The following is a 10,453-nucleotide window of genomic DNA, read 5'->3' on the forward strand; positions in this document are numbered from 1 at the left end:
GCGGCTGGCTCGCCGCGGCCACCCGCGCCCCGGAGACGGCCGACGCCTACGGTCGCGAGCCCGTCGCCGACCTCGCCCGCGAGACCCGCGACGTCGTCCAGGTGGTGCGCGACCTCTGGGACTCGTGGGAGGACGACGCCGTGATCCGCGACGTCGCGACCGGACGCTACGTGGACCGCGACCGGCTGCACCACGTCGACTTCGTGGGCGAGACCTTCTCGGTGAAGGGCCCGCTCATCAGCCCCCGGCCGCCGCAGGGGCAGCTCGTGGTGCTCGCCCCGGCCGGCGACGTCGCGCCGTCGGTACGCGACGAGCCACTGGTCGACGTCGTGCTCGTCGGCGGCTCCGACATCGCGGCCGCCCGGGCGGCGGCGCGCGCCGCGACCTCCCCCGTGCCCGGCGCGCACGACGGCGCCGCCCTGGCTGTGGTCGACCTGGAGGTGGTGCTCGACGCCGGCGGCCGCACCGCACGGGCCCGGCTCGCCGAGCTCGACGCCGCGGCCCCCACGGGGGCGCGCACGGGCTGGGGGGCGGGTGCCCTGCGGTACTCCGGCGACGCCGCGGGCCTGTCCGGTCTCCTCGCCCGGCTGGCCGCCTCGGGCGACGTCGCGGGCGTGCGCCTGCTGCCCGCCGTGCTGGACGTCGACCTGCCCGTGCTCTCCCGCGACGTGCTCCCCGCGCTGCGCGCCGCCCGGCTCACCGCGGCGCCCCGCGCGGGCGCCACCCTGCGCGAGACGCTCGGGCTCCCGCGCCCCGCCAACCGCTACGCCACCCGCCCCGACGCCGGCACCCGGGCGCGGCACGCCGCCCCGCACGCCGCCGCGACCGCCTGAGGAACCCCGATGACCGCACCGACGACACCGCCCCACGCCCCCGACGCCCCGATCACCCGCCCCCGCGCGCAGGTGCACTTCGGCGTCTTCTTCCAGGGCGTCAACCACACCACCATCTGGTCCGACCCGGAGTCCGGGTCGCAGACCGACTTCGCGTCCTTCGAGCGCGTGGTCCGCACGGCCGAGCGCGGCCTGTTCGACGCGTTCTTCCTCGGCGAGGGCCTGCGCCTGCGCGAGACCCGCGGCCGGATCCACGACCTCGACGTCGTGGGCCGCCCCGACGCGATCACCCAGCTCGCCGCGCTCGCGGCGATCACCGAGCGCATCGGCCTCGTGGCCACGCAGAACACCACGTACCACGACCCCGCCGACCTGGCCCGGCGCCTCGCGAGCCTCGACGTCCTGTCCGGCGGGCGGGCGGCGTGGAACGTCGTCACGACGGACAACGCCTGGACCGGCGAGAACTTCCGCCGGGGCGGGTACCTCGACCACGCCGACCGCTACGAGCGCGCGGCCGCCGTCCTCGCGGTCGCCCGCGGCGTCTGGGACGCGTTCCCGGACGCCACCGGCGCGGCCGGGGAGGGAACGGTGGCGCGCGTGACCGTACCCGGCACCGACCTGCGCACGCCCCGCGACCTGGTCCTCGACGCCACCACGCCCCGCAGCCCGCAGGGCCACCCGGTGATCTTCCAGGCGGGCGACTCCCCGCAGGGGCGGGACTTCGCCGCCGCGCACGCCGACGTGATCTTCTCCCGGCACGGCGCGGTCCTCGCCGACGCGCTGGGGTTCGCCGCCGACGTCCGCCGCCGCGTCGTCGCCGCCGGGCGCCCGGAGGACGACGTGAAGATCTTCCCCGGCACCGCGATCGTCGTGGGCGACACCCCGGCCGAGGCCGAGGAGAAGGCCCGCTGGGTGCGCCGCGCCCAGGTCACCCCCGCCACGGCGCTGTCGATCGTCGGCAACATCTGGGGCGAGGACCTCTCGTCCTACGACCCCGACGGTCCGCTCCCGTCGCACGACCCTGTGGTCGCCGAGCTCGGCGGCGAGCGCGGCTCCGCCACGACCGGCGCCCGCACGCACGAGATCGCCCGGCAGTGGCGCGCTGTCGCCGAGGCCGAGAACCTGTCGATCCGCGAGCTCGTCATCCGCAACGCGGGCGAGCGCGGCTTCACCGGCACCCCCGGGACCGTGGCGGACGAGCTGACCCGCTGGGTGCGCACCGGCGCCGTCGACGGGTTCAACCTCAGCCCGTGGATCGTGCCGTCAGGCCTCGACGACGTCGTGGACAGGGTCGTGCCCGCGCTGCAGGAGCGGGGGGCCTACCCCACCGCGTACGAGGGCGGCACGCTGCGCGAGCACCTCGGGCTGCGCGCACCGCTGACCCGTCGTGCCCGGGACCGGTCCGGGGCCCTCGACGCCGACAGCGAACCGACGCCCGTACCGGTGCCCTGAGCACGTACGCTGCACCGGCAGACCAGGAGGCGACATGACCACCACGACCACCACGCCCGACGCTCCCGCCGGCACCCCCGACGAGGCGTCCGAGGCCGTCCTCGACAACCCGCGCTGGTCGTCGCTCACGGGGGCGCACGCCCACCTGGCGGAGGGTAACGACCTGGTGCTGCGCTACCCCGCCGACGTGTCCCCGTTCGCCGCCGTGCGGTCGTGGGACGACCCGGACGTGTGGGACGCGATCGTCGACGTCGCGGGCCGCGGGGCCGAGTTCCCCGGCCCGCCGGCCGACGTCGTGCTCCCCGCGGGCTGGGAGCGCGCCTCGCTCCACGAGGGCGTCCAGCTCGTCGAGACGGACCGGCTGCGCACCCGCGCCGACGACGAGGCCGTCGTGCTCGGTGCCGAGGACGTCCCCGACATGCTGGCGCTCGTCGAGCGCTCGCGGCCGGGCCCGTTCCTCCCGCGCACCTACCTCATGGGCCGGTACGTCGGCATCCGGCGGGGTGGACGCCTCGTCGCGATGGCCGGCGAGCGCCTGCAGCCGGAGGGCTGGACCGAGATCAGCGCCGTGACCACCGACCCCGACCACCGCGGCCAGGGCCTCGCCACGCGCCTGGTGCTGGACGTCGCACACCACGTCCGCGAGCGTGGTGCGCGCCCCATGCTGCACGCGGCGGGGAACAACGCGAACGCGATCCGGCTGTACGAGAACCTCGGGTTCCGGCTGCGCGCCCGCACCGCGTTCGGCGCGGTGCGCACGCCCTCGGCCTGACACCGACCGCGACGGCCCGGGTCCCCGCACGGGGGCCCGGGCCGTCGCACGCTGCGCTCCCGGCGCCTGGTCGCGCCGTCGGCTCAGGCCTCCAGCAGGTCCGGCTGCGGGTGCCGCACCCCCTGCACGGCGCCGCGGGGGATGGCCTCCGAGATCGCGGCGACGTCGTCGGGCGACAGCGTGATCGACGCGGCGGCGACGTTCTGCTCGAGGTAGCGCAGCCGCTTGGTGCCCGGGATGGGCACGACGTCGTCACCCTGCGCGAGCAGCCACGCCAGGGCGAGCTGGGCGGACGTGACGCCGTGCTCGGCGGCGAGACCCTCGAGCGCGCGGACCAGGGCCCGGTTGTGCTCGAACGCCTCGCCGGCGTACCGGGCGTGCCTGCGCCGCACGTCGTCGTCCGCGAGCTCGGCGACCCGGTCGACGGTGCCGGTGAGGATGCCGCGCCCGAGCGGGGAGAACGGCACGAAGCCGATGCCGAGCTCGCGCAGGGCGGGCAGCACGGCGTCCTCGGGGTCGCGGGTCCACAGCGAGTACTCGCTCTGCACGGCCGTGACCGGGTGCACGGCGTGCGCGCGGCGCACGGTGTCGGCGCCCGCCTCCGAGAGGCCGATCGCGCGGACCTTGCCCGCCGCGACCAGCTCGCCGAGCGCCCCGACGGTCTCCTCGACGGGCACCTGCGGGTCCACGCGGTGCAGGTAGTAGAGGTCGAGGCGGTCGGTGCCCAGACGTGTGAGGGAGCGGTCGATCGCTGCACGCAGGTACTCGGGTCGCCCGTCGACGGGGCGGCCGTCGGGGTGCTTCCCCAGCCCGGCCTTCGACGCCAGCACGATCCGGTCACGCTGCGGGCCGAGCACGCGACCGATGAGCTCCTCGTTGCGCCCGGCGCCGTACACGTCCGCCGTGTCGATCAGCGTGACGCCGAGCTCGAGGGTGCGCCGCAGCACCGCCTCGGCCTCCGCGGCGTCGGCCGGGCCGTACGAGTCGGCGACGGACATGCCGCCGAAGCCGAGCGCGGACACGGTGAGGGCGTGATCGCCGGAGCCCAGGGTGCGGGTGGGCAGCGTGCCCGTGGAAGGTGTCGTCATGGCCGCAGCCGACCACCGCGACCGCCGGCGCGCAAGGGCCGGGGCGCCCCTCTCGGATGCTGGACGAGCGGTGCGCGCGAGCGGGTCAGCCGACCGAGCGGCGGTGGCGCTCGGCGAGCTCCTGGTACTCGATCGCGTTGCGGCGCACGCGCTCGGCGCCCTCGGCGTCGAGCTCACCGCGGTCCTTCGCCGGGACGCCGACGGCGAGGTGCCCGGCGGGGATCTCCTGGCCCTCGCGCACCAGCGCGCCGGCCGCGACGAACGCGCCCTCGCCGACGACCGCGTTGTTCAGCAGGGTCGCGCCCATCCCGATCAGGCTGCCGTCGCCCACCGTGGCGCCGTGGACGATCGCGCCGTGGCCGACCCCCACGCCGGCGCCGATGGTCGCGGGCACGCCGGTGTCGGTGTGCACCACGCAGTTGTCCTGGATGTTGGAGCCCTCGCCGAGCACGATCGCGTCCATGTCGCCGCGCAGCACCGCGCCGTAGAAGACGCTCGCCCGCGCGCCGATGTGCACGTTCCCCACGATCGTCGCCGTGGGGGCGACCCAGGCCGTGGGGTGGATGTCGGGAGTGTGACCGTCGAAGGGGAGCACCGTCGCCATGGCGGCGACCCTACCCGCCCCGGGCAGGCGCCACGCCACCGGCGTATCGCCACCGACGGAGCGCCAGCGACGTCGTACCCGCTGTCGCTTCCCGGCCCGGAAGCGACAGCGGGGGCTACGTCGAGGTCCCGGACAGCGCCCGGCGGCCCGGGATGGCTGTGACGAGCTCGCGCGTGTAGTCCTCCCGCGGGTCGAGCAGGATCCGGTCCGCCGCGCCCTGCTCCACGAGCCGGCCCCGGTGCATCACCCCGACCTGGTCGGCGACCTGGCGCACGACGGCGAGGTCGTGCGAGATGAACAGGTACGCGAGCCCGTGCTCCGCCTGCAGCCGCACCAGCAGCTCGAGGATCTGCGCCTGCACCGAGACGTCGAGCGCGGACACCGGCTCGTCCAGCACGACGAGCTCCGGCTGCAGGGCGAGCGCTCGCGCGATGGCGACGCGCTGGCGCTGCCCGCCCGAGAGCTCCCGGGGGCCGCGCCGCAGCACGTCGGCCGGCAGCGCGACGTCCTCGATCAGGGCGCGCGCCCGGTCGGCGCGCTCCGCGCGGTCGCCGACCCCGTAGGCGCGCAGCGGCTCGGCCACGATCTGCTCCACCGTGAACCGGGGGTCGAGCGACGCGTACGGGCTCTGGTAGACCACCTGGAAGCCGCGGCGCAGCCCACGCAGCTCCCGTCCGCCCGCGTCCGTGATGTCCCCGCCGCGGAACACGACGCGCCCGGCGGTGGGCTGATCGAGACGGAGCGCCAGGCGCGCCGTCGTGCTCTTGCCCGAGCCGGACTCCCCGACCAGGGCGTAGGTGCGCCCACGCCCCACGGCGAGGCTCACGTCGTCGACCGCGACGAGGGTGCGGCGCTCCGCCCCGCGCGGCAGGGGGAACTCCTTGCGGACGCCGTCGAGCGCGAGCACCGGTGACGTCGTGCCCTCCGCGGAGGACGTCGCCGGCTCGGCGCGCCGCGCGGCACCGGCAGCAGGGTCGCGGTCGCCGCCGACGACGAGGCGCGAGCTCGCCAGGCTCGGCGCGGCCGCCAGGAGCGCGCGCGTGTACGGGTGCTGCGGGTCGGCGAGCAGGCGGGCGGTGGGACCCTCCTCGACCACCAGCCCCTGCTCGAGCACGACGATGCGGTCGGCCCGGTCGGCGGCCACCCCCAGGTCGTGGGTGATGAGCAGCACCGCGGTGCCCGTCTCGCGCACGAGCGAGTCGAGGTGGTCCAGGATGCGCCGCTGCACGGTGACGTCGAGGGCGCTGGTCGGCTCGTCCGCGACCACCAGGCGCGGCCCGGCCGCGATGGCGATCCCGATGAGCACCCGTTGACGCAGTCCGCCCGACAGCTGGTGCGGGTACTGGCGCGCCCGGGCCGCGGGATCGTCCACGCCGGCCTGGCGCAGCAGCTCGACGGCGCGGACCTTGGCGTCCGCGCGGCGCGCCAGCCCGTGGATGACGAGCACCTCGGCGACCTGGTCCCCGACGCGGACCACCGGGTTGAGGGAGACGGTCGGGTCCTGCGGCACCAGGCCCACGTGGCGGCCGCGCACGTCCTGCCACTCCTTCGCCGTGAGGTCGGACAGGTCACGGCCCTCGAGCCTGATGCGGCCTGCCGTGACCTCGCCGCCGCGGGGCAGCAGGTGCAGGGCGGCGTGCGCCGTCGTGCTCTTGCCCGAGCCGGACTCGCCGACGAGCGCCACCACCTCCCCGGCCCCGACCCGCAGGTCCACGCCCCGCACGGCGGGGCGGGTGCCGCCGTCGGCGGCACGGTAGGCGACCTCGAGCCCCGCGATCTCGAGCACCGGGGCCCGTCGCTGAGTGTCGGTCACTGGTCCTCTCCCGTCTTCTCCAGGGCCCGCGACACCCGGTTGGCGGCGAGCACGACGGCCACGATGACGAGGCCGGGCAGGGTGGTGAGCCACCACGCGGTGGCGAGGTAGTCGCGCCCGCCCGAGACGAGCGCGCCCCACTCGGGCGCGGGCGGCGGCGTGCCGTAGCCGAGGAAGCTCAGCGCGGACACGGCCAGCACGGCGGTGCCGAAGTCGAGGGCGACGAGCGCCAGCACCGGGCCGGAGGAGTTCGGCAGCACGTGGCGCCCGAGCACGGCGGGCCAGCGCAGCCCGGACGCGCGGGCCGCCTCCACGTACACGGAGGTCGACACGCGCAGCACCTCGGCGCGCATCACGCGAGCGAACGTGGCCACCGAGCCGATGCCCACCGCGACCGCCACCTTGACCGGGCCGAAGCCGAGCGCGGTGATGATCGCCAGCGACAGCAGGATGCTCGGGATCGCCAGCAGCACGTCGACGAGCCGGCCGATCACGTCGTCCACCCAGCCGCGCAGGAAGCCCGCGAGCAGGCCCAGCAGGGACCCGAGGACGAGGCCGACGACCACCGCGAGCGCGGTCGTGCGCAGCGTGAGGGACGCCCCGTGCACCACCCGCGCGTACACGTCGCGGCCCAGGTGGTCCGTGCCGAACCAGTGCGCGCCCGACGGTGGCTGGAGCCGGTCGGCGGGAATGCCGACCAGCGGGTCCTGGGCGGTGAACGCCTGCGGCACGACCGCCCAGGCGGCGACGAGCAGCAGCACGGCCACGGCGATCAGCAGCCCCGGCCGTCGCAGCAGGTGGCGGACGGCACCCGCCGCGCGCAGGGATCGGCCGCCGCGCGCCGCGCCGGCGGCGGGCGCCGGGTCGGGAGAGGCGGCCGCCGCGGCGGGCCGGGAGAGGATCTGGAGCGTCATGCGATCACCGCCGTGGGGCGCCTCGTGCGGGCCCGGTGCGGGGCCCGCATCTGGATCCGGGGGTCGAGCAGGGGGTAGACGAGGTCGACCATGAGGGTGACGACGACGAAGACGAGCGCCGAGAGCACGACGATCGCCAGGACCACGGGCACGTCCTGCTGGTTCACCGACTGCACCGTGAGCCGGCCGAGCCCGACGCGGGAGAACACGGTCTCGGTGACCACGGCGCCCCCGAGCAGGCCGCCCACCATGACACCGAGCACCGTGAACGCCGGGATGGCGGCGTTGCGCAGGGCGTGCACGAGGTGCACCCGGGTGCGGCTCGCGCCCTTGGCCCACGCCGTCTCGACGTAGGGCTCGCCGAGCGTGCCCCGCAGGGAGCGGGACAGGATCTGGGCGAGCTGGGCCCCGGCCGGGACGGCGAGCGTGATCGTGGGCAGCACGAGGCTGATCGCGCCGTCGTTGCCGATCGCCGGGAACACCGGCACCCGGAACGAGAACCACTGCAGCAGCACCAGACCCACGAAGAACGTGGGTAGCGCGACCCCGAGCGGCGGCAGCGCGGACAGCGCCTGGCGCAGGAACCGGGCGCGCGGGAACACGCTGGCCACGGCCACCGCGGTGCCCCCGACGACGGCGACCAGGAGCGCCGCCCCGGTGAGCTTGAGCGTCTCGGGCAGGGCCTGCGCGACGAGCGTGGTCGCCGGGGCGCCGCTCACGTAGGAGGTGCCGAAGTCGCCGGTCAGCGCGGCGAGCAGGGCGTCGCCGTACTGCACGAGGAGGGGGCGGTCGAGCCCGTACTCGGCCCGCAGCGCGGCGAGCTGGGCCGGGTCGACCTGGCTCACCTCGCCGCCCCCGGAAGCGACGAGCGCGGCCGGGTCGCTGGGCAGCAGGTAGAGGACGAAGAACGCGACGGTGAAGGCCGCCCAGAGGACGAACACCCCCTGCCCGGCGCGCCGCAGCACGTAGCGGGACATCCGTCAGGCCTCGCCCGCGCCGTCGGTCACCCAGGCGTCGTAGAAGTCCAGGCGCGAGGACGCCTCGAACGTCAGCCCCTGGATCCGGTCGGCCGCCGCGATCGTGGTGGACAGCTCGTACACGGGGATGGCGTGCCCGCGCTCGATCAGCAGCGCCGACGCCTCGGTCACGAGCTTCTTGCGCTCGTCCGCGTCGGTGGCGGCGGCGGACTCGTCCAGCAGCTGGTCGACCTTCTCCGGGTCGCGCTGGTTGATGTTGCGGGCGTTCGCCGAGAAGATCGTGCGCAGCACGTCGGCGTCGGACCGGGTGAGGTTGTAGTAGTCGAAGTCGAAGTCGCCGGCCTCGTTGGCCGCCTCCTTCTCGGCGACCGTCACGTGCTTGAGCTGCAGGTCGACGCCGATCTGGCGCAGCTGCTGCTGCACGAGCTCGAGCGGCTCGGGCACCTGCCAGAAGGTCACGGTGGTGGTGAGCTTCTGCCCGCCCTTCTCGCGGATGCCGTCGGCGCCCTCGGTCCAGCCGGCGTCGTCGAGGATCTTCTTCGCGCCCTCGGGGTCGTAGGCGAGCAGGTCGCCCGCGTCCTCGAACAGCGGCGTCGAGTGGGACAGCACGCCCGTGGCCGGCCGGTCCTGCGGGGTCAGCACCGTGTCGACGATCTGCTGCCGGTCGATCCCCTTGACGAGCGCGGTGCGCACGGCCTCGTCGGCGGCCAGCGGGCTGGACTCGTTCGGGAACAGGTTGAACACGACACCGGGGTTGGCGCGGTACTCCAGCCAGAAGCCGTTGCCGTCGAACTGCGGCAGGTCGACGGCGTTGAGCGCGGCGGTGGCGTCGATCTGGCCGGACTGCAGGGAGCCGGTGCGCACGCTCGCCTCGGGGATGACCTTGAAGGTCACGGTGTCCAGGTAGGCCTCGCCGGTGTGGTCGTTCGCCTCCGAGCCCCAGGAGTAGCCCTTGACCTTCTCCAGCACGATCTCCTGGTCCTGGGTGTACGACTTCACCGCGAACGGGCCGGAGCCCACGTACTTGCCGGCGCAGCGGTCCTCGGCCGAGAGCTTCGCCGAGTCGGCCGACAGCAGGCCGAGGGAGAAGGTCGACGTCGCCTGGAGGAACTGCGCGCTGGGCTCGTCGAAGTCGACGGTCACGGTGTGCTCGTCCACGACGGTGGTGCCCGCGTAGCCGACCAGGTACTGGGACCCGAGGGACGCGACCGCACCCAGGTCGACGATCGCGTCGAGGTTGGTCTTGACGGCCTCGGCGTCGATCGGGGTGCCGTCGGCGAACGTGGCGTCGTCGCGCAGGTGGAACGTGTAGCTGGAGGCGTCGCCGTTCACGTCCCAGCTCTCCGCGAGCCAGGGCAGGATCTCGCCGGACTCCGGGTCCTGCGCGGTGAGGGAGGCGACGGTCTGCCGGGCGGCCGCGATCGCGTCGTTGTTGCCGACCTGCTGCGGGTCGATGCAGTGCGAGTCCACCGTGATGGCGAACGTCAGGTCGCCGCCGGCGACGGGCTCGCCGTCGGCGGAGGCGCCGGTGCCCGCGGCGTCGGCGCCCGTGGAGCAGCCGCTCAGCAGGAGGCCGGCGGCCGAGACGGTCGCGGCGAGACCGACGACGGTACGTCGCGGGGTGCGCCTGGGGTCCTGGGTGCGCGGTGCGCGCGGGGTGGTGGTCATCGCGTGGTGTTCCTCGTGGTCATGGCGGGTCGTCCCCGCGCCGGCACGGGCCGGGGTGCGGTCGTGGACGACCGGAGCCGTGCTTACCCCGCCGCGGGCGCGGCGGGGTCAGGTCGTTCCCGGAGCACCCCGTCACGTCGAAGGGTTGCTGGCCAGCGAGCCGGGCCTGGGTGCTGGCGCTCGTCACCTGGGCGGCAGGGAAGCCGCCGCGGCCGCACGAGTCAAGGGTTGGCCGGGCCGTCTCACATCACGGACGCAGACGGGCCCCTTCGGTGCCGCAGACGCCGAAGGCCCCGCCGTCGGTGACGGCGGGGCCTTCTCGGTTCGGGTGG

Annotated in this window: 9 protein-coding genes and 1 riboswitch; of the genes, 3 read left to right on the forward strand and 6 right to left on the reverse strand. The window is 75.5% G+C overall.

The features are described from left to right. The 3 genes from ACFWEK_RS13460 to ACFWEK_RS13470 form a co-directional block, all read left to right on the forward strand. Nucleotides 1–833, forward strand: an 833-nt coding sequence (locus ACFWEK_RS13460; protein WP_430554368.1) for a nitrilotriacetate monooxygenase, incomplete at its 5' end; no start/stop codon positions are given. A gap of 9 nt (nt 834–842) precedes the next feature. After that, on the forward strand, nt 843–2,285 hold the full coding sequence (locus tag ACFWEK_RS13465) for an LLM class flavin-dependent oxidoreductase (protein ID WP_430554369.1): 1,443 nt from the start codon (nt 843–845) through the stop codon (nt 2,283–2,285). 34 nt (nt 2,286–2,319) lie between these two features. Next, nucleotides 2,320–3,057: a GNAT family N-acetyltransferase gene (locus ACFWEK_RS13470; RefSeq protein WP_430554370.1), complete on the forward strand. Its 738-nt coding sequence runs from the start codon at nt 2,320–2,322 to the stop codon at nt 3,055–3,057. 83 nt (nt 3,058–3,140) lie between these two features. Here ACFWEK_RS13470 and ACFWEK_RS13475 read toward each other — a convergent pair whose 3' ends face one another. The 6 genes from ACFWEK_RS13475 to ACFWEK_RS13500 form a co-directional block, all read right to left on the reverse strand. Then, nucleotides 3,141–4,145 carry an aldo/keto reductase gene (locus ACFWEK_RS13475; protein ID WP_430554371.1) on the reverse strand — a complete coding sequence of 335 codons (1,005 nt, stop codon included), beginning with the start codon at nt 4,143–4,145 and terminating at the stop codon, nt 3,141–3,143. An 85-nt stretch (nt 4,146–4,230) separates the two neighbouring features. After that, on the reverse strand, nt 4,231–4,749 hold the full coding sequence (locus ACFWEK_RS13480) for a gamma carbonic anhydrase family protein (protein ID WP_430545385.1): 519 nt from the start codon (nt 4,747–4,749) through the stop codon (nt 4,231–4,233). Nucleotides 4,750–4,864: 115 nt separating this feature from the next. After that, entirely contained in the window at nt 4,865–6,562 is a 1,698-nt protein-coding gene (locus ACFWEK_RS13485; protein ID WP_430554372.1) for a dipeptide ABC transporter ATP-binding protein, read from the reverse strand. After that, the gene (locus ACFWEK_RS13490) at nt 6,559–7,476 is read right to left on the reverse strand and encodes an ABC transporter permease (protein ID WP_430554373.1); all 918 of its coding nucleotides are present in this window, start codon (nt 7,474–7,476) and stop codon (nt 6,559–6,561) included. The genes ACFWEK_RS13485 and ACFWEK_RS13490 overlap by 4 nt, the downstream gene beginning before the upstream one ends. Beyond that, nucleotides 7,473–8,453 (reverse strand): ABC transporter permease, encoded by a 981-nt coding sequence (locus tag ACFWEK_RS13495; protein WP_430554374.1) that lies wholly within the window; start codon nt 8,451–8,453, stop codon nt 7,473–7,475. The genes ACFWEK_RS13490 and ACFWEK_RS13495 overlap by 4 nt, the downstream gene beginning before the upstream one ends. Before the next feature lie 3 nt (nt 8,454–8,456). Continuing rightward, entirely contained in the window at nt 8,457–10,121 is a 1,665-nt protein-coding gene (locus tag ACFWEK_RS13500; protein WP_430554375.1) for an ABC transporter substrate-binding protein, read from the reverse strand. 74 nt (nt 10,122–10,195) lie between these two features. Continuing rightward, nucleotides 10,196–10,309, reverse strand: a riboswitch (SAM riboswitch). Nucleotides 10,310–10,453: the final 144 nt, after the last annotated feature.

Source organism: Isoptericola sp. NPDC060257, from assembly GCF_042726645.1.
Lineage (GTDB): Bacteria > Actinomycetota > Actinomycetes > Actinomycetales > Cellulomonadaceae > Isoptericola > Isoptericola nanjingensis.

Excerpts from the sequence above, each read along its gene's own strand:
- ACFWEK_RS13465 (WP_430554369.1), top strand. The coding sequence starts at position 843 with ATGACCGCACCGACGACACCGCCCCACGCCCCCGACGCCCCGATCACC.
- ACFWEK_RS13470 (WP_430554370.1), top strand. The coding sequence starts at position 2,320 with ATGACCACCACGACCACCACGCCCGACGCTCCCGCCGGCACCCCCGAC.
- ACFWEK_RS13475 (WP_430554371.1), bottom strand. The coding sequence starts at position 4,145 with ATGACGACACCTTCCACGGGCACGCTGCCCACCCGCACCCTGGGCTCC.
- ACFWEK_RS13480 (WP_430545385.1), bottom strand. The coding sequence starts at position 4,749 with ATGGCGACGGTGCTCCCCTTCGACGGTCACACTCCCGACATCCACCCC.
- ACFWEK_RS13490 (WP_430554373.1), bottom strand. The coding sequence starts at position 7,476 with ATGACGCTCCAGATCCTCTCCCGGCCCGCCGCGGCGGCCGCCTCTCCC.
- ACFWEK_RS13495 (WP_430554374.1), bottom strand. The coding sequence starts at position 8,453 with ATGTCCCGCTACGTGCTGCGGCGCGCCGGGCAGGGGGTGTTCGTCCTC.
- ACFWEK_RS13500 (WP_430554375.1), bottom strand. The coding sequence starts at position 10,121 with ATGACCACCACCCCGCGCGCACCGCGCACCCAGGACCCCAGGCGCACC.